The sequence below is a fragment of the Aldersonia sp. NBC_00410 genome (assembly GCF_026342035.1).
Classification (GTDB): Bacteria; Actinomycetota; Actinomycetes; order Mycobacteriales; family Mycobacteriaceae; genus Aldersonia.
Map to the genome: position 1 here is coordinate 470,002 of NZ_JAPENM010000003.1, position 17,626 is coordinate 487,627.

16 protein-coding genes are annotated in these 17,626 nt (G+C 66.7%); 7 read left to right on the forward strand and 9 right to left on the reverse strand.

The genetic code is table 11. The features are described from left to right. Positions 1-10 precede the first annotated feature (10 nt). From OG921_RS09165 to OG921_RS09185, 5 genes are read right to left on the reverse strand one after another with little or no spacing between them, the layout of a single operon-like run. A complete protein-coding gene (locus OG921_RS09165; RefSeq protein WP_266112075.1) occupies positions 11-421 on the reverse strand; it encodes a nuclear transport factor 2 family protein in 411 nt (136 codons plus the stop codon). Further along, positions 418-1,281, reverse strand: a complete 864-nt coding sequence (locus OG921_RS09170) for a TIGR03619 family F420-dependent LLM class oxidoreductase (protein WP_266112076.1) — start codon at positions 1,279-1,281, stop codon at positions 418-420. The genes OG921_RS09165 and OG921_RS09170 overlap by 4 nt, the downstream gene beginning before the upstream one ends. 2 nt (positions 1,282-1,283) lie before the next feature. Continuing rightward, the gene (locus OG921_RS09175) at positions 1,284-2,468 is read right to left on the reverse strand and encodes a thiolase domain-containing protein (RefSeq protein ID WP_266112077.1); all 1,185 of its coding nucleotides are present in this window, start codon (positions 2,466-2,468) and stop codon (positions 1,284-1,286) included. Continuing rightward, positions 2,465-3,490: a thiolase domain-containing protein gene (locus OG921_RS09180; RefSeq protein WP_266112078.1), complete on the reverse strand. Its 1,026-nt coding sequence runs from the start codon at positions 3,488-3,490 to the stop codon at positions 2,465-2,467. The genes OG921_RS09175 and OG921_RS09180 overlap by 4 nt, the downstream gene beginning before the upstream one ends. Before the next feature lie 14 nt (positions 3,491-3,504). Next, on the reverse strand, positions 3,505-4,503 hold the full coding sequence (locus tag OG921_RS09185; protein ID WP_266112079.1) for a Zn-ribbon domain-containing OB-fold protein: 999 nt from the start codon (positions 4,501-4,503) through the stop codon (positions 3,505-3,507). Between the two features lie 58 nt (positions 4,504-4,561). On the opposite strand from OG921_RS09185, the gene OG921_RS09190 reads away from it, so the two are divergent. The 3 genes from OG921_RS09190 (at position 4,562) to OG921_RS09200 (ending at position 8,377) form a co-directional block, all read left to right on the forward strand. Further along, positions 4,562-5,599: an LLM class F420-dependent oxidoreductase gene (locus OG921_RS09190; RefSeq protein ID WP_266112080.1), complete on the forward strand. Its 1,038-nt coding sequence runs from the start codon at positions 4,562-4,564 to the stop codon at positions 5,597-5,599. Positions 5,600-5,621: 22 nt separating this feature from the next. Continuing rightward, on the forward strand, positions 5,622-7,178 hold the full coding sequence (locus tag OG921_RS09195) for an acyl-CoA synthetase (RefSeq protein ID WP_266112081.1): 1,557 nt from the start codon (positions 5,622-5,624) through the stop codon (positions 7,176-7,178). 404 nt (positions 7,179-7,582) lie between these two features. Further along, positions 7,583-8,377 (forward strand): hypothetical protein, encoded by a 795-nt coding sequence (locus OG921_RS09200; protein ID WP_323182723.1) that lies wholly within the window; start codon positions 7,583-7,585, stop codon positions 8,375-8,377. Positions 8,378-8,447: 70 nt separating this feature from the next. On the opposite strand, the gene OG921_RS09205 is transcribed toward OG921_RS09200, so the two are convergent. Continuing rightward, positions 8,448-9,293 carry a crotonase/enoyl-CoA hydratase family protein gene (locus tag OG921_RS09205; RefSeq protein WP_266112295.1) on the reverse strand — a complete coding sequence of 282 codons (846 nt, stop codon included), beginning with the start codon at positions 9,291-9,293 and terminating at the stop codon, positions 8,448-8,450. Positions 9,294-9,371: 78 nt separating this feature from the next. Between OG921_RS09205 and OG921_RS09210 the strand changes: the two genes are divergently transcribed. Together OG921_RS09210 and OG921_RS09215 are read left to right on the forward strand one after the other, a co-directional pair. Beyond that, positions 9,372-11,015, forward strand: a complete 1,644-nt coding sequence (locus tag OG921_RS09210) for an acyl-CoA synthetase (protein ID WP_266112083.1) — start codon at positions 9,372-9,374, stop codon at positions 11,013-11,015. Continuing rightward, entirely contained in the window at positions 11,015-12,124 is a 1,110-nt protein-coding gene (locus tag OG921_RS09215) for a nitronate monooxygenase family protein (RefSeq protein WP_266112084.1), read from the forward strand. The genes OG921_RS09210 and OG921_RS09215 overlap by 1 nt, the downstream gene beginning before the upstream one ends. Before the next feature lie 52 nt (positions 12,125-12,176). Here OG921_RS09215 and OG921_RS09220 read toward each other — a convergent pair whose 3' ends face one another. From OG921_RS09220 to OG921_RS09230, 3 genes are all read right to left on the reverse strand, one after another. Continuing rightward, on the reverse strand, positions 12,177-13,703 hold the full coding sequence (locus OG921_RS09220) for a long-chain-fatty-acid--CoA ligase (RefSeq protein ID WP_266112296.1): 1,527 nt from the start codon (positions 13,701-13,703) through the stop codon (positions 12,177-12,179). A 184-nt stretch (positions 13,704-13,887) separates the two neighbouring features. Continuing rightward, positions 13,888-14,997, reverse strand: a complete 1,110-nt coding sequence (locus OG921_RS09225) for an acyl-CoA dehydrogenase family protein (RefSeq protein ID WP_266112085.1) — start codon at positions 14,995-14,997, stop codon at positions 13,888-13,890. 31 nt (positions 14,998-15,028) lie between these two features. Further along, on the reverse strand, positions 15,029-16,228 hold the full coding sequence (locus tag OG921_RS09230; RefSeq protein ID WP_266112086.1) for an acyl-CoA dehydrogenase family protein: 1,200 nt from the start codon (positions 16,226-16,228) through the stop codon (positions 15,029-15,031). Between the two features lie 186 nt (positions 16,229-16,414). Here OG921_RS09230 and OG921_RS09235 point away from each other — a divergent pair, with 186 nt between their 5' ends. Both OG921_RS09235 and OG921_RS09240 read left to right on the forward strand, forming a co-directional pair. Continuing rightward, a complete protein-coding gene (locus OG921_RS09235; protein ID WP_266112087.1) occupies positions 16,415-16,606 on the forward strand; it encodes a ferredoxin in 192 nt (63 codons plus the stop codon). 57 nt (positions 16,607-16,663) lie between these two features. Then, positions 16,664-17,569 (forward strand): 3-oxoacyl-ACP reductase, encoded by a 906-nt coding sequence (locus tag OG921_RS09240; RefSeq protein WP_266112088.1) that lies wholly within the window; start codon positions 16,664-16,666, stop codon positions 17,567-17,569. The last annotated feature ends 57 nt before the right edge of the window (positions 17,570-17,626 follow it).

Here is a 17,626-nt window from a genome sequence, read left to right on the forward strand (position 1 = left end):
GGTCGGTGGGTCAGGCCGGGCGGGCGGTCTTCATCGCCCGGTCGACCTCCCAGAAGGCCCGCAGGTTCAGCAGCTTGCCCTCGTCGTTCACCCGATAGGTGAACACGCCCTCGGCGTCGATGATGCTGCCGCCGATCGAGGTCCGGATGAGGCCGGTGAAGACGATCTCGTTGCCGCACTGGAACGAGTCATTGTGAATGAACTCGATCGAGTCGGTCTTCGCGATCGCCATGTCGTAGAACCGCGCGATCGCCTCTTTGCCGTGATGGCCCTTGCCCTCTGGATCGAAACCCGAAGGGCCGACGGGATCCTCGACGCAGCCGTCCTCGGCAAAGAGGGCCAGCCAGCCGTCCTTGTCCTTGGTGCGGGCGCAAGCCTGCGAGGCGAGAGCGGCTACGCGGACGGGATGTTCGGTGCTCATGCGATGTTCTCCGCAGCAAACTTGCGCAGGGAGTCCTGCTTGGCCCCCAAGGGGGCGTCGAAGCCGAGTCCGTCGAAGATCCACGGCACGGTGATTGCGTCGGTGATGCCGGCCTCGGCCATCTCCTCGTAACCGGCCTTGCCGAAGCGGTCGATGCACACCGCCTGAATCTCGAACGGCTCATCGGCCCGGCCGTATTCGGCGCGCAGCTCATCGAGACGGGCCATGGTGGACTTCAGGTCGTCCAGCTTCATCATCGCCGAGGTCCAGCCGTCACCGACCCGCGCCGCCCGCTTCAGGGCGACTTCGGTGTGGCCGCCGACGTAGAACGGCACCTTCTCGCTCGGGGCCGGGCTCATCTGCAGCCGGTCGAAATCGAAGAACTTGCCGTGGTATTCGACCATGCCGCCGTCGAGGACGAGCTTGATCACCTCGATCATCTCGTCGACCCGCGCACCCCGCTTCGCGTAAGGCGCACCGCACCATTCGAATTCCTCGGGTGCCCAGCCGATTCCGACGCCGAAGCCGAAGCGATTGCCGGTGAGGTTGGCAACCGATCCGACCTGCCGGGCGAGCAGCAACGGATTGCGCGAGCCCAGCTTCAGCACATTGGTGTAGAAGCGGATGGTCTTGGTCACCGCGGCCATCGAGGCCGCGGCGATCAAGGGGTCAACCCACGGCGTCTCCTCGTTCCACATCCGGGAGCCGTCGGGCGTGTAGGGGTACTTCTCCGCCGCCGTCTCCATGTAGAACAACGAATCCGGCAGGGCGATGGAGGCAAAGCCGCATTCCTCTGCCGTTTGCGCCAGCCCGCTCAGCTGATCGAGCGGGCTCATTGCGACGCCGACGGTGAATTTCATAGTTACTTTCCTTCTGCCCAGTCCGGGCGCTCGGATCCGACGACCCACATGGCGAAGTACTGCGAGCCACCGCCGTACGCGTGACCGAGCGCCTTACGTGCGCCCGCAACCTGATGGTCGCCGGCCCGGTCCATCACCTGCATGGCCGATTCCGCGAGGCGGATCATGCCCGAGGCGCCGATCGGGTTCGACGAAAGAACGCCACCGGAAGCGTTGACCGGCAGCTTGCCGCCGATCGCGGTTTCGCCGGCCTCGGTGAGCTTCCAGCCCTCGCCCTCGGGCATGAAGCCGAGGTTCTCGAGCCACATCGGCTCGAACCAAGAGAAGGGCACGTAGATCTCGGCGGCGTCGATCTCCTCGAGCGGGTCCTTGATGCCCGCGGCCTCCCACAGCGCCGCGGCCGCATCGCGGCCCGCCTGCGGGTTGACCTGGTCGCGCTCGGAGAAGGTGGTGGGCTCGGTCCGCATCGACGTGGCGTGGATCCAGGCGACCTTGCGGCCTTGCGCCTCCACCAGCGCGGCAGCTTCGGAGTTGCCGAGCACGATGGCGCACGCGCCGTCCGAGGACGGGCAGGTCTCGTCGTAGCGGATCGGGTCCCACAGCATCTGCGAGGCCTGCACCGACTCGAGCGTGATGTCGGGCTGCTGGAGGTGCGCGTACGGGTTCTTCGAGCCGTTCAGACGATCCTTGACCGCCACCATCGAACCGATGTGCGTCGGTGCGTTGGAACGCCGGATGTAGGAACGGACGTGCGGTGCGAAGTATCCGCCCGCGCCCGCGCCGACCGGCATGTTGAAGGGGACCGGAATCGACAACGCCCACATGGCGTTCGACTCCGACTGCTTCTCCCACGCGACCGCGAGCACCCGCTTGTGCACGCCGGCCTGCACCAGGCTGGCGGCCACGATGCCCGTGGAGGCACCGACCGAGCCCGCGGTGTGCACGCGGATAAGGGGCTTGCCCGTCGCGCCGAGCGAGTCGGCCATGAACAACTCGGGCATCATGACGCCCTCGAAGAAGTCCGGGGCCTTGCCGACCACGACCGCGTCGATATCGTCCCAGGTGACGTTCGCATCGACCATCGCCCGGTCGATCGCCTCGCGGCACATGCCCGCCATCGAGACGTCGTGGCGCTTGGCGACATAGTGGGTCTGCCCGGTGCCGAGCACCGCTGCCGGCTGCTTCATCGACGTCCCTCCATGACCGCGATCAGATTCTGTTGCAGCGCAGGGCCGCTCGTCGCGTGCGCGAGCACACGCTTTGCCTCGCCGGTCATGATCCGGTGGGCGGCTTCGCCGATCCGCTCGAGTCCACCGGAGAACATCGGGTTGGCCGTCAGCGGGCCGCCCGAGGGGTTGACCCGGGTGGAGCCGCCCAGGCCGATCGCCTCACGCAGGATCAGTTCCTGGTGGGTGAACGGGGCGTGCAGTTCCGCGAGGTCGAACGAGGTGTCGCCACCGGTTGCCGCCTTGGCCGCAGCGATGGTGGACGGCGAGATCGTCAGGTCACGCGCGCCGAAGTTCGGCGTGTCGATGCGGTGTTCGAAACCGGTGATCCACGCGGGGTTCTCGCACAGTTCGCGGGCCTTGTCGCCGGTCGCGAGGATGATCGCGGCCGCACCATCGGTGATCGGGGCGACGTCGTGCTTGCGCAGCGGGTCGGCGATGAAAGGCGTGTCGAGCAGTGCGTCGATATCGACGTCACCCTGGTAGGCGGCCGCAACCTCGGCCATCGAGCGCTGCGACCACTTGCCGGCGTCGATGCCGGCCTGGGCCTGCAGGCCGGCGATGGACAGCGAGTCCGGCCACAGCGGGGCGACCGTGTACGGGTCGAGCTGCATGGTCATGGTCCGGCGCAGCTTGCCAGCCGAGGACTTGCCGAAGCCGTACACGAGCGCGGTCTCGACCTCGCCGGTGATCAGCTTGACCCAGGCCTCGTACAGCGCCCAGGCGGCATCCATTTCGACGTGCGATTCGTTGATCGGCGGAACAGCGCCGATCGCGTCGATGGCGGAAATGAACGAGAAGGCGCGTCCGGCCAGGTAGTCGGACGAACCCGAGCACCAGAATCCGATGTCGGACTTGGTGATTCCAAGTTCTTTGTAAAGCTGCTGAAAGCACGGCACGAGCATTTCCACGCCGTTGGTCGTTCCAGTGGTTTCGCGAACATGTGGTGCGTGCGCGAAACCGACGACAGCAATGTCGGTCACGGGGTGGGGCTCCCTTACAGGTGTTGTTTGTAGGTGTCGTACTCGGCGTCCGGCTCGCCGGTGGGGCGGAAGTACTCGATGTTCTCGAGTTTCGTGCCCCATTCCTCGCGTGGCCGCCACTTCGCCTCGACGCGCATGCCCATCCGCACCTCGGCGGGATCGCACTCGAGGATCAGATGCAGGAATGCGATGTCGGCGCCGTCGAGTAGCACGTACGCCGCGATGTACGGCGGCTTGATGCGCTGCCCGAGGAATGGGACGTTGACGACGCAGAACGTGGTGACGATGCCGCGGTCCGGCAGTTCGACCTGCTCGGTGGTCGGCTCTCCGTTGGTCGGGTTGGCGCCGCGCGGCGGGATGTAGACCTTGCCGTTGGCTTCGGAACGGCCACCGAGCAGCTTGCCCTCGGCCAGGCCGCGCAGGTAGTAGGACTCTTCGTAGGACGCCGAGTGGTCGATCTCGAGGTGCACCGGCGTGATCAGCATCGTGACCGGGTCGGAATCGGTTGCCGCCGGGGTGGATTCGACATCCTCACCCGGCACGAAGCACGCGATGTCGTGAATGGACCCGACAGTTTCCTCGGCCCACTTGATCCGCACCCGCATGCCGGTGTTGATGTCATGAGGGGACGCGACGTCGACCGCATGCAGGATCGAGGTGTCGGCGCCGTCGAGCTGGATCAGCGCCCACGCGAACGGGCGATCGAACGGCTGCCCGGGCAGCGGGTCGCGGACCCAGGTCCACGACTTGACGGTGCCGACAGACGACACATCGACGAACTCGTCGAGCGCCGCGGCGGTGCCGGGGTCGTACTCCTGCGGCGGAACGAATACCCGACCGTCGGACCCGCGGATGCCGACAACGCGGCGATCCCGAAGCCCGGTGAGGAACCGGCCGATGACCGGCCCCACCGATCTGGTGTAGTCGAAGTCGAGGATCAGGGGCGCGCTTAGCGGCTTCTCCTGATCCGTCCTTGCTGGCAACTCGGCCGTCGTGCTGTTCCCAAAGCTCACGAGGTCGAGTAGAACAGGTTCTTATTCTGGTCGCAAGAGTCGAGGAAAGGGCGAGGTAGTGAAGCTGGGACTGCAACTCGGGTATTGGATGGCCCAACCGCCGACGAACGCGGGGGAATTGGTGCGTGCCGCCGAGGATTCCGGCTTCGATGCGGTGTTCGCCGCGGAGTCGTGGGGTTCGGACGCGTTCACCCCACTGGCCTGGTGGGGCTCGAGTACGCAGAAGGTGCGCCTCGGGACGTCGGTAGCGCAGCTGTCCGCACGTACTCCGACCAGCGCCGCCATGCACGCGCTGACGCTGGATCACCTCAGTGGCGGCCGCGCGATCCTGGGCCTCGGTGTGTCCGGTCCGCAGGTCGTCGAGGGCTGGTACGGACAGCCGTTTGCGAAGCCGCTGGCCCGCACTCGCGAGTACGTCTCGATCATCCGTCAGGTGCTCGCCCGGGAATCCCACGTGCGCAACGATGGGCCGCACTACCCACTTCCGCTGACCGGAGAAAATGCCAGTGGCCTGGGCAAACCGCTCAAGCCGATCACCCACCCGCTGCGTGCCGATCTGCCGATCTGGCTCGGTGCCGAGGGCCCGAAGAACGTCGCGCTCACCGCCGAGATCGCCGACGGCTGGCTGGCGATCTACTACTCGCCGCGCCTGGCGCCGATGTACAACGAGTGGCTCGACGAGGGCTTCGCCCGCGAGGGCGCGCGGCACACCCGCGAGACCTTCGAGATTGCTGCAACCTGCCAGATCGTGATCACCGACGATCGGCAGGGCGAGATCGATCGGATGAAGCCGATTCTGGCCCTTTACGTGGGCGGAATGGGTGCGGCGGAGATGAACTTCCACGCCGATGTCTACCGCCGGATGGGTTACCACAAGGAGGTCGCCGAGATTGGCGAGCTGTTCCGCACCGGGCGCAAGGACGAGGCCGCCAAGGCGGTGCCGGACGAGATGGTGTCCGAGACGATGATCATCGGGAACGACGCGGAAGTCCGGCAGGATCTAAAGCGCTGGGAAGACGCCGGCGTCACCATGCTCTTGCTCACCGCGCAGAACGGCGAACAGATCAAGAAACTGGCCGCTCTTGCCGATAGTTAGAACACGTTCTAGATTTGACGCTGTGAGCAACGAACCAACTCCTGGACTCTGGAACATCGCTGCGGACGATCCCGGGCGCATCGCGCTTGTCGATCCCGACGGTCGCGAAGTCAGCTACGGCGAACTCGCCGCGGCTGCCGATCGGTACGGGCGGGGCATGCAGGCGATGGGCCTGCGTCCCGGCGACTCGGTCGTGATGATGCTGCACAACACGGCCGAGCTGGTGGCGTTCTACTTCGCCGCTTTCCAGACCGGCACCTACATCGTGGCCGCGAACTGGCACCTGACCGGTCCCGAGGTCGCCTACATCCTCTCCGACAGCGAGGCGAAGATCTTCCTGGCCGGCGACCGGTTCGCCGAGGCCGCGACGATCGCCGCCGACGAGGCCGGGCTGCCCGCCGATCGCCGCTTCTCGGTCGGTGCGATCGACGGATTCCGTCCGCTGTCCGAGCTGGGCGCGGGGGAGACCGGGCGCCCCGACATCCAGACCACCGGTGCACCGATGCTCTACACCTCGGGCACCACGGGTAAGCCGAAGGGTGTCAAGCGTCCGCTCACCGGCGCGAACCCGAACGACGTGCCGCTGGCGTCGAGTGGCTTCTTCGGCATCTTCGGGATCAAGCCGTTCGACAACCACGTGCACATCTGTGGCTCGCCGCTGTACCACACCGCGGTGCTGAACTTCGTCACCATCTCGATTCAGCTGGGCCACACCGCGGTTCTGATGGACCGCTGGGATGCCGAACAGATGATCGCGCTGATCGAGAAGTACAAGGTCACGCACAGCCACATGGTGCCGACCCAGTTCAACCGTTTGCTCGCGCTGCCCGAGGACGTGCGCAAGAAGTACGACGTGTCCTCGTTGCGCTGCGTGATCCACGGTGCTGCTCCCTGCCCGCAGGAAGTGAAGCGACAGATGCTGGAGTGGTGGGGCCCGGTTGTCACCGAGTACTACGCGGCCACCGAGGGCGGCGGCACAACGATCTTCGGCGACGAGTGGCTGCGCAAGCCCGGTTCGGTCGGCAAGGCGTGGCCGAACTCCGTGGTCAAGATCCTCGACGACGACGGCAACGAGCTGCCGCCCGGCGAGATCGGCCCGGTGTACATGCGCATGGGCGGTTCGACCTTCGAGTACAAGGGTGACAAGAAGAAGACCGAAGAGGGCCGCGTCGGCGACCTGTTCACCCTCGGCGACGTCGGGTACATGGACTCCGACGGCTACCTCTTCCTGTGCGACCGCAAGTCGGACATGATCATCTCCGGCGGCGTGAACATCTACCCGGCCGAGATCGAGGGCGAGCTCATCCTGCACCCCAAGATCGCCGATGTCGCGGTATTCGGCGTGCCGCACGCGGACTGGGGCGAGGAGATCAAGGCCGTCGTGCAGCCCGAGGAGGGCGTCGAGCCCAGCGATGAGCTCACCGCCGAGATCCTCGAGTTCGCGAAGGCGCGCCTGGCGAAGTTCAAGCTGCCGAAGTCGGTCGACTACGCCGTCGAACTGCCGCGCGACCCGAACGGCAAGCTGTACAAGCGCAAGCTGCGCGACCCGTACTGGGCCGATCGCAAGACCGCGATCTAACTGCACGGCGTCGGCACGCTGACGGGAGCCCGCCGGATCATTCGCGATCCGGCGGGCTTTCCGCTGTCTCCCCCGTCCGGAGTGAACGGAAGCGTTCACTCCGCTCAACGCAACAAATCTTCCGTTCACACGTCAAACGTGCTTCCGCGTATCCACAGGGCTCGCGTTGTCCACAGGGCAATTCCGAATGCCTGGTAGGCACCGAGGAACGGTCGGTGCTTGCTCGCATCGTCTGACACATGCGAATGGGAACTTGGGCGGAGAACCCGGACAGTCTGCACAAGGTCAGCTTGGACGGCGTCGTAACCGTCGCCGCCCTCGAGGGTCTGGGTATTACGCGTTCGACGATTTGGCGACGGTGCGAGCGGGGCGGCCGCTGGCGACGGTTACTCCCGGGCGTCGTCATGCTGCACGCCGGCGCTCCCACGGCGCGACAACGCACTATCGCGGCAATGATGTGCGCCGGGCAGGGCGCGATGCTGACCGGGCGATCGGCTTTGCGAGAGTACGGATTTGGCGTGCCGTTCCATGACGTGCACGTGCTGTTGCCGGACCGGCGGCGGGTGCAGTCACGCGAGTTCCTATATGTCGAGCGGACAATCAGGCTTCCCGAACCGGAGATGCGCAATGGCCTCCCATGTGCACCCATCGCTCGATCCGTTGTGGACGCTGCGCGCCGATCGAAGACACTGGACGCGGCGCGAGATGTGATCGCCCAAGCCGTCCAGCGTGGGTCAATCTCGGTCGCTGACTTGGCAGCCGAGTTGAGCGAAGGAAGTGTTCGCGGCTCAGCCCTCCCGCGAATCGCGCTCGGCGAGGTCGGAACGGATGTTCACTCGGTCGCCGAGATCAAGGCTCGTGAACTGTGGTCCCGGAGTGGGCTACCGGAGATGCTGTTCAACGTCGATGTGCTCGACTCGCGCGGACGTTTCATCGCGCGGCCGGACGGCTGGATCGCCTCAGTCGCTCTGGCGTGGGAGATCGATTCGTTCGGCTGGCACTTATCGCCGGCGCACTATCGAATGACCCTCGAGCGGCGGGCCGTCATGCAGTCGCACGGCATCATCGTGTTTTCAACCGCGCCGACGATGATCCTCGAGAAGCCGGAGCGGACGCTGCGCGAGCTCAAAGCTCACTTCGAGCTGGCAGCACAGCGTCCGCGTCCAAGTGTTTCGTTCCGACTCCGCGCGTCATCGTGAACGGAAGATTTGTAGCGTTCAGCGGAGTGAACGCTTCCGTTCACTCCGCCCAGGGGGTGGCGAGTGAGGACTACTTGCCCTGGAAGTTCGGCTTCCGCTTCTCCTTGAACGCCTTCGGGCCTTCCTTGGCATCGGCGGACTTGAAGACGGCGATACCGATCTCGGCGTCCAGCTTGAATGCCTCGTTCTCGTGCATGCCTTCCGTCTCGCGGATGGTGCGCAGGATGGCCTGCACGGCAAGCGGGCCGTTGTGCGCGATGATCTCGGCGAGTTCGAGCGCCTTGGTCAGCGCCTGGCCGTCCGGAACGACGTGGCCGATCAGGCCCATCTCCAACGCCTCGGGGGCGGTGATGTGGCGTCCGGTCAGCAGGATGTCGGCGGCAATGGTGTACGGCACCTGGCGCACCAGGCGGACGGCGGAGCCGCCGAGCGGGTAGAGGCTCCACTTGGCCTCCGAGACGCCGAACTTGGCGCTTTCACCGGCCACGCGGATGTCGGTGCCCTGCAGAATCTCGGTGCCGCCGGCGATGGCCGGGCCCTCGACCGCAGCGATCAGGGGCTTGGTGAGGCGACGGCCCTTGAGCAGTGCGTCGATGCGGGACATGTCCATCAGGCCGCTGCCGCCGGTGCCCTTGCCGAACGAATCGCCGGGGTGGCTCTGCGTCATGGCCTTGAGGTCGGCACCGGCGCAGAAGGCGCCACCCGCGCCGGTCAGGATCGCGACGCGGATCTCCGGATCGTTGTCCACCCGGTCCCAGGCGTCGCGCATGATCGCGGTCATCTCGGCGGACAGCGCGTTGCGGGCCTCGGGACGGTTCATCGTCACGATCAGGACGTTGCCGCGCTTCTCGACGAGGCAGTGCGGCTGCGCGGCCTCGCTGGAGTTGGTTGCGGTGGTGTCGGAAGGGGTGGACACTTGGCTGCTCCGATACACGTGTGAGGTACGCCGCTGGGGCTTCTTGCCAGAAACGGTAACACGTTCTATTTTTGACCCGTGGCTTACAACATCGCTGACCTTGTCGAACACGCTGTGGACCTTATGCCGGAGCGCGTCGTTCTCGCTGACGACCACCACGAGGTGACCTACGCGCAACTGGAGGATCGGGCCAACCGTCTGGCTCACTACCTGCAGGAACAGGGTGTGGTCGCCGGTGACAAGGTGGGTATCTACTCGCGCAATACCTGCGAGGCCATCGAGGCGATGATTGCCATCTTCAAGCTGCGTGCGGTGATGGTGAACGTCAACTTCCGCTACGTCGAGAACGAGTTGCATTACATCTTCGACAATTCGGACATGGTGGCCCTCGTGCACGAGCGCCGCTACTCGTCGAAGGTGGCAGCGGTCCGCGGGCGCACCCCGGCACTGAAGACCACCGTTGTGGTCGAGGACGGTACCGATGAGCCCTTCGACGGCATCGAGTACGAGCAGGCCCTCGCCCAGTCCTCGCCGGCACGTGATTTCGGAGAGCGGAGCGGCGACGACATCTACATGCTCTACACCGGTGGCACCACCGGCGCGCCGAAGGGCGTGATGTGGCGGCACGAGGACGTCTGGCGTGTGCTCGGTGGCGGCATCAACTTCCTCACCGGAGAGTACGTCAACGACGAATGGGAGCTCGCTCGCGTCGGCGCGGAGAACCCGCCGATGACGCGCTTCCCGATCCCGCCGATGATCCACGGCGGCTCGCAGTGGGCCACATTCCAGAGCCTCTTTGCCGGCAGCAAGGCCGTAATGATCCCGGACTTCGACGCGCACGGCGTGTGGCAGGCGATCGACAACCACAAGATCAACCTGATCTTCATCACCGGTGACGCGATGGCGCGCCCGATGCTCGACGCGCTCAAGGAAGGCAACCCGAACACGGGCGAGCCCTACGACCTGTCGTCGCTGTGGATGATGGCCAGCAGCGCGGCGCTGTTCTCGCCGAGCATCAAGGACGAGTACGTCGATCTGCTCCCGAACCGGATGATCACCGACTCGATCGGTTCGTCCGAGACCGGCTTCGGCGGACTCAGCACCGTGACGAAGGGCTCGCACGACGGCGGGCCGCGCGTCAAGATCGACGCCTCAACCACGGTGCTCAACGACGACGGTCACCCGGTCGCGCCCGGCTCCGGCGAGATCGGCTTCATCGCCCGGAAGGGTCACATTCCCCTCGGCTACTACAAGGACGAGGAGAAGACCAAGGCGACGTTCAAGGAGTTCCACGGCGTCCGCTACTCCATCCCCGGTGACTTCGCGCGCGTCGAGGAGGACCTCACGGTCACCATGCTCGGCCGCGGTTCGGTGAGCATCAACAGCGGTGGCGAGAAGATCTATCCCGAAGAGGTCGAGGGCGCCCTGAAGGCCCACCCGGACGTGTTCGATGCGATTGTCGTCGGTGTGCCCGACGAGCGCTGGGGTCAGCGGGTCGCCGCGGTGATCCATCCGCGTGAAGGCAAGCGCCCGACGTTCGCGGAGCTGCGTCCGGTCCTCGAGCAGGAGATCGCGTCCTACAAGTTCCCGCGTTCGTTCTGGTTCGTCGACGAGATCAAGCGTTCGCCCGCGGGCAAGCCCGACTACAAGTGGGCCCAGGCGCAGGCCGATGCCCGTCCCGCGGACGAGGTTGCCGAAGCGGCGAAGCGTGAGACGGTCTGATGCGTACTCCGCTGTGTGACCGGTTCGGGATCGAATATCCGATCTTCGCGTTCACGCCCTCGCAGGACGTGGCGGCGGCCGTCACTCGCGCCGGTGGCATGGGCGTCCTCGGCGCCGTGCGGTTCAACGACGCCGACGAGCTCGACGAAGTCCTGACCTGGATGGACGAAAACACCGACGGCAAGCCGTATGGCGTCGACATCGTCATGCCGGCAAAGGTTCCCACCGAGGGCAAGGCCCTCGATCTCGACGCCCTGATTCCGGCCGAGCACCGGGCATTCGTCGAGCGCACCCTCGCCGAACTGAACGTGCCGCCGCTGGACACCAGCGTGGAGCACGCTGCGGGCGTCTTGGGTTGGCTGCACTCGGTGGCCCGCTCGCACGTCGATGTCGCGCTCAAGCACCCGATCAAGCTGATCGCCAACGCGCTCGGCTCGCCGCCGCCGGACGTGATCGCACAGGCCCACGAGCACGGCGTTCCGGTCGCCGCGCTCGCCGGAGCCGTCGAGCATGCGAAGCGGCACCGGGAGAATGGCGTCGACCTCGTCATCGCGCAGGGTTACGAGGCAGGCGGACATACCGGCGAGATCGCCTCGATGGTGCTCGTACCCGAGATCGTCGACGCGGTAGGCGGCGAAAACGTGCTCGCCGCAGGCGGAATCGGCAGCGGACGGCAGATCGCGGCGGCGCTCGCGCTCGGTGCGTCCGGCGTGTGGATGGGCTCGTACTGGCTTACCAGCGCCGAGTACCGGCTGGGCAGCGCGGCGAACGGCATGTCCACCACGCAGCGCGCGCTGCTGAAGGCGACCTCGGCCGACACCGTGCGGACCCGGATCTACTCCGGCAAGCCGGCCCGGCTGCTGAAGACGAAGTGGACCCAGGCCTGGGCCGCGGAGGGCGCGCCCGACGCGCTGCCGATGCCGCTGCAGAACCTGCTCGTCAGCGAGGCGCACACCCGGATTGCGAACTCCACCGATCCCGACGTGGTCGCGATGCCGGTCGGCCAGATCGTCGGCAGGATGAACGAAATCAAGCCGGTGGCACAGATTTTCACCGAATTGCTCGCCGAGTTCGACGCTGCCGCGAATCGCATCGATAGCGCCCGCTGACACACCGACTGCATAGTTGTTCCGGCTCGACAGCCCTGTTGAGCCGGAACAACTACGCGGTCGCGGGTGGTAACTCCCAGACGGGGTCGGCGCACTGTGTGCCTTCGGCGGCGAGCACCCGGGTCAGCACCTTGAACGTCGCGGTCTGGGGTAGATCGGCACACACCCGGATATAGCGCGGCCACTGCTTGGGGCCAAGGTCCGGCTGGTTGCCGAGGAATTCGTGCAACTGCGCCGTGTCGAAATCGGTGTTCGGCACCACGGCGGCCATCACCTGGTCGCCGCCTGCCGGGTCGGGCACCGCGTACACCGCAACCCGACGGAACCCGGAGTACCGCAGCAGGATCCGCTCGATTGGCGCAGCGGTCAGGTTCTCCCCGTCGACGCGCAACCACCCGGCGGTGCGACCGGCGAAGTACACGTAGCCCGCGTCGTCGACGTAGGCCAGATCCCCGCTGAAGTACCTGCCGTCGCGCATCCGGTCCGCGTCCGCAGCGGGATCGTTGTAGTAGCCCGCGAATTCGCCAGGGCCGCTCGTGTTCACCATCTCGCCGATCGCGACATCGCCATTGATCAGGCGGCCAGCGCTGTCGAAGGTGGCAGGCGGACAAGGCTTTCCGTCCGGGTCGAGTACCTGAACCCCGTCCGGTAGGCGGCCGAGCGCCCCGATCGGCGCCGCCGGATCGGGCCGGATCGCGACCCCGCCCTCGGTGGACCCGAATGCGTCGAGCACGCGCACATCGAAGCGGGTGGCGAACTGGTCGACGATGCCCGCCGATCCCTCGTTGCCGTACATGATGCGCAGCGGATTGTCCGCGTCGTCGGGTCGAGCAGGTGTGGCGAGCACGTAGCTCAGCGGCTTTCCGACGTAGTTGGCGTAGGTGGCGCCGAACCGGCGGACGTCGCCGAGGAAGCGGGACGCGGAGAACTTGGCGCGCAGCGCAATTCCCGCGCCCGCGGCCAGGCTCACCGCCCAGCCGGCCATGATCGAGTTCGAATGGAACATCGGCATCGCCAGGTACACCACGTCGGCGGTGCCGAGGCCGAACCGTTCGGCGAGCATCGTGCCGGGGAACGCGACCTTGCGATGCGTGCAGCGCACCGCCTTCGGGTCGCCACTCGTGCCGGAGGTGAACACCAGCATGAGCAGGTCGTCGGGTAACGCTCGGTACCCGGGGATCGGGCTGTTGCGGTAGCGGTCCAGCCGCCGCGGCCAGTCGTCGGAATCGATATCGAGCACGAGCACATCGCCGAGGTCGAGGCCGTCGAGCAGCGCCCGGTTCCGGGAATTCGTCACGACGATGCGGCAGTCGGCGTGCGCGATATCGCGGGCGAGCGCTGTGCCGCGCCGGGTGGAGTTCAGGCCGACCAGCACCGTTCCGGACAGCGCGGCCGCGCCGAGCAGGAACGAGAACTCGGGCACGTTGTCGAGCAACACGCCGAAATGCCTTGGCGCATCGGAAGAGAGCAGATCGTCGAGCAGCGCGGCACGGTCCGCGCTGAGCTGCACGTGCTGCGCCCACGACCAGCGGCACTCGCCACCCTCCTCGTCGAGGGTGGCGAGGCCGCGGTCGTGCACGTCACCGAGCCGCAACAGCAGCTCGGTGACGGTGGCAGGTGCGGAGCCTGCGGAGCACCCCGGGGGCGCAGGTGCGGAGCCTGCGGAGCACCCCGAGGGTGCCGGTGCGGAGCCTGCGGAGCACCCCGGGGGCGCAGGTGCGGAGCCTGCGGAGCACCCGGAGGGTGTTGGAGCCGTCACCGATTCAGGCGGGCGTGGCGGCGAGCGATGCCCCGAGCCGGCGGAGCTGATCGGTGGCCGAGCCGAGCGCGAACTCGTTGTGCTTGGCCGCCAGGAAGTATCGGTGCACCGGGTGATCCCGGTCGAGCCCGACGCCGCCGTGCACGTGGATCACCGTGTGCGCCACGCGGTGTCCGGCGTCGGCGGCCCAGAATTTCGCGGTGTTCGCCTCCTGGTCGGCGGGCAGGTCCTCACTCAGCAGCCACGCCGCCTGCGTGAGGGCGAGTCGGACACCCTTCACGTCGATGTAGGCGTCGGCGAGGCGCTGTGCGACGGCCTGGAAGCTGCCGATCGGCCGATCGAACTGAATGCGCTCGCGCGCATAGTCGCCCACGAGCTCGAGCGAGCGTTCCAGCGTGCCGAGCTGACTCGCGGTCAGGCCGACCGCGGCCCGCGCGAGCAGGAAGTCGAGAATCTCTGCGCCCTGCTCCACCGAGCCGATGAGATCGCCTGCGACACCGCCGAGTTCGACGATGAACTCGGGCGTGTGGTCGACGACGTCGTGGGCAGCCACCGTGACTCCATCGGCCGTGGGGTCGACGAGGAACACCGCGACACCGGCATCGGTTGCGGCGGGCACCAGGATCCGGGCGGCCCGGTCGGCGACCGGCACGGTGATCTTGGTGCCGGTCAGCGACCAGTGGCCGTCCGTGAGATCCGCACGGGTGACGGGCCGGCTCGGTTCGTAGTTGGCTTCCTCGGCCAGCGCGGCGGTGAGAATGTCCGCGCCGGTGCCCGCGCGCCGGGCGAACTCGCGTTGGTCGTCGTTGCCGTAGCGGGCCAGCGTCGCCGCGCCGAGCACGATGGAAGGCAGGTACGGCACCGCCGCCAGTTGCCGGCCGAGTTCGCGCAGCACGGTCGTCTGCTCGAGCACGCCGAGATCGTTGCCGCCGACATTCTCGGGCAGCGTCGAGGCGAGCACGCCGGCCTCGGCGAGCGCGCGCCAGAGCGGCTCGTCGAAGCGCGCCGGGAGTGCGTCGAGTTCGCGCTGGCGTTCGTTGCTGGTGAGTTTTTCGACGATGGTCCGGGTCAGCTGCTCGAGATCCTGCTGTCCCTCGGTGGGAGTGAAGTCCATGAAATTCCTCGTGTCCTGGGTTCCGCGGAGCTCAGCGCTTGGCCGGGGGCTGGGCGAGCGCGGTCATCGCGATGATGTCGCGCTGCACCTCGTTGGTGCCGCCGCCGAAGGTGAGGATCAGCGACGATCGGTGCATCCGTTCGAGCCGGCCCCGCAGTGCGGCGCCGCGTGAGTCCTGCCGCAGGTAGGCGATCGGCCCGAGGACCTCCATCAGCAGCCGGTAGGCCTCGGTCGCGAGCTCGGTGCCGTACACCTTGCACGCCGAGGCGTCCCATTTCGCCGGAGCGTGCGCGCTCTCGCCACCCTGCGAGGCACCCCAGGCGATTTCCCAGTTCATCAGCTTCAGGTACTCGACCTTGGCGTGCACGCGAGCGATGTTGATCTGCGCCCATTCTTGGTCGATGACGCGAGTGCCATCGGCAGCCTTGGTGTTCTGCGCCCAGTCGAGCACCTCACGCACCGCGAGCTGCAACGCGCCCGCGGAGGTCAGCGCGACCCGCTCGTGGTTGAGCTGGTTGGTCATCAGCGGCCAGCCAGCGTTCTCGGCGCCGACCATTGCGGTCGCCGGGACGCGGACGTCCTGGTAGTAGGTCGCACTGGTGTCCGGGCCGGCCATCGTGTGCACCGGCGTGTAGGAGAAGCCCTCCGTCGCAGTGGGCACGATGAACATGCTGATGCCCTTGTGCTTCTTGGCATTCGGATCGGTGCGGCAGGCCAGCCAGACGTAGTCCGCGTAGGCGATGAGGCTGGTCCACATCTTCTGGCCGTTGATGATGTAGTCGTCGCCGTCGCGCACCGCGCTCGTGCGCAGGCTGGCCAGGTCCGTGCCCGCACCCGGCTCGGAGTAGCCGATGGAGAAGTGCAGCTCACCGGCGGAAATCTTGGGCAGGAAGAACTTCTTCTGCTCCTCGGTGCCGTAATGCATGATCGTGGGCGCGACGGAGTTGATCGTGAGGAATGGCACCGGTGCGCCCGCGATGGCGGCCTCGTCGGTGAAGATCAACTGGTCGAGCATCGAGCGATCCTGGCCGCCGTACTCCTTCGGCCAGCCGAGTGTCAGCCAGCCGTCGCGGCCCATCTCGCGTACGACGTCTCGATACACCGTGCCGGTGCCGTATTCGCCGGATTGGACGCTGAGGGCTGCGCGACGCTCCGGCGTGATCAGGCGCGCGAAATACGCACGCAGTTCCGCACGGAGTCGCTGCTGCTCCTCGGTGTAGGTGATTCGCATTCGTTCCTCTTCCCGCTGCTTCGCCGGGCGTGCACACCGGTCCCCTAGAACAGGTTCTCGCAAGCGAGACCAATCATTGCATACGCGGTGAAACAGGTTCTAGTCTGAACCTCATCGGCGACCGTTCGTCCCTAGTCGGACGCGTGACGGCGCTACGGAACAGCGTGAAGTTATGGGAGGCAAGACGTGAAAATCGGTGTTGACTGGGATCAGTGCGAAGCCAACGGGGTGTGCGTCGGCGTGGCGCCGGACTTGTTCGACCTCGATGACAACGACGAACTGCACGTCGCCGAGGGGGAGGTGCCTGCCGATCGTGTGGAGGACGCACGGGCGGCTATAGCGCAGTGCCCGAAGGCCGCGCTGATGGAGCAGTCCTGAGCAAACGGCCGGTCGGCGCTCTTGCCCAAAACTGAAACACGTTCTAGAGTTTGCGCGGTGAGCGAGCCTGTAACAAATCTGGACGGCAAGGTAGCGATCGTGACCGGCGCGGGCGCCGGGCTCGGTCGTGCGGAAGCAATCGCACTCGGTACTGCGGGCGCCTCGGTGGTCGTCAACGACCTGGCCCTCAACGACGCGGTGGCCGAGACGATCGCCGACATCCGCGCAGCGGGAGCCAAGGCGGAGTTCGTCGCGGGCAATATTGCCGAGCGCGCTACTGCGGATGCGTTGATCGCGACCGCGGACGAGCAGTTCGGTGGTCTCGATATCGTGGTGAACAACGCCGGCGTCGTTCGCGACCGGATGCTGTTCAACATGTCCGACGAGGAGTGGGATCTCGTCATCGGCGTGCACCTGCGCGGGCATTTCCTGATGACCCGCAACGCGGGCGCCTATTGGCGGGCCAAGTCGAAGGAGACGGGCGGACCGGTCTACGGCCGGTTGGTCAACACCTCCTCGGAGGCGGGTCTGCTCGGGCCGGAAGGACAGCCCAACTATGCCGCCGCGAAGGCGGGCATCACCGCGCTGACGCTGTCCGCCGCACGCGGACTGTCCCGGTTCGGCGTGCGGGCCAACGCAATCTGCCCGCGTGCACGAACCGCGATGACCGAGAACGTCTTCGGCGACGCGCCCGACGGTTCGGTCGATCCACTTTCGCCCGATCATGTCGCGACGCTCGTGGCCTACCTGGCCTCGCCTGCCTCGGCGGAGGTGAACGGGCAGGTGTTCGTCGTCTACGGCGGCATGGTCGCGTTGATGGCCGCGCCGACGGTCGAGCAGCGCTTCGACGCGGCGGGCGGCCAGTGGGCGTCGGCGGATCTCGCCGGCGAGTTGGGTCGGTACTTTGCCGACCGTGATCCCGCGCGGACGTTCTCGGCCACCGCGGCGCTCAAGCTGGACTAGGACGCGTTCGGCGGTCCGCGCGCGCAATTGCGACTCGGGCCGCCGGCGCATTCTCGG

What these genes read in the sequence shown, in the direction of transcription:
- OG921_RS09225 (WP_266112085.1), bottom strand. Translation starts at nt 14,997, where the DNA reads ATGGACTTCACTCCCACCGAGGGACAGCAGGATCTCGAGCAGCTGACC.
- OG921_RS09230 (WP_266112086.1), bottom strand. Translation starts at nt 16,228, where the DNA reads ATGCGAATCACCTACACCGAGGAGCAGCAGCGACTCCGTGCGGAACTG.
- OG921_RS09200 (WP_323182723.1), top strand. Translation starts at nt 7,583, where the DNA reads ATGCTGCACGCCGGCGCTCCCACGGCGCGACAACGCACTATCGCGGCA.
- OG921_RS09170 (WP_266112076.1), bottom strand. Translation starts at nt 1,281, where the DNA reads ATGAAATTCACCGTCGGCGTCGCAATGAGCCCGCTCGATCAGCTGAGC.
- OG921_RS09215 (WP_266112084.1), top strand. Translation starts at nt 11,015, where the DNA reads ATGCGTACTCCGCTGTGTGACCGGTTCGGGATCGAATATCCGATCTTC.
- OG921_RS09165 (WP_266112075.1), bottom strand. Translation starts at nt 421, where the DNA reads ATGAGCACCGAACATCCCGTCCGCGTAGCCGCTCTCGCCTCGCAGGCT.
- OG921_RS09175 (WP_266112077.1), bottom strand. Translation starts at nt 2,468, where the DNA reads ATGAAGCAGCCGGCAGCGGTGCTCGGCACCGGGCAGACCCACTATGTC.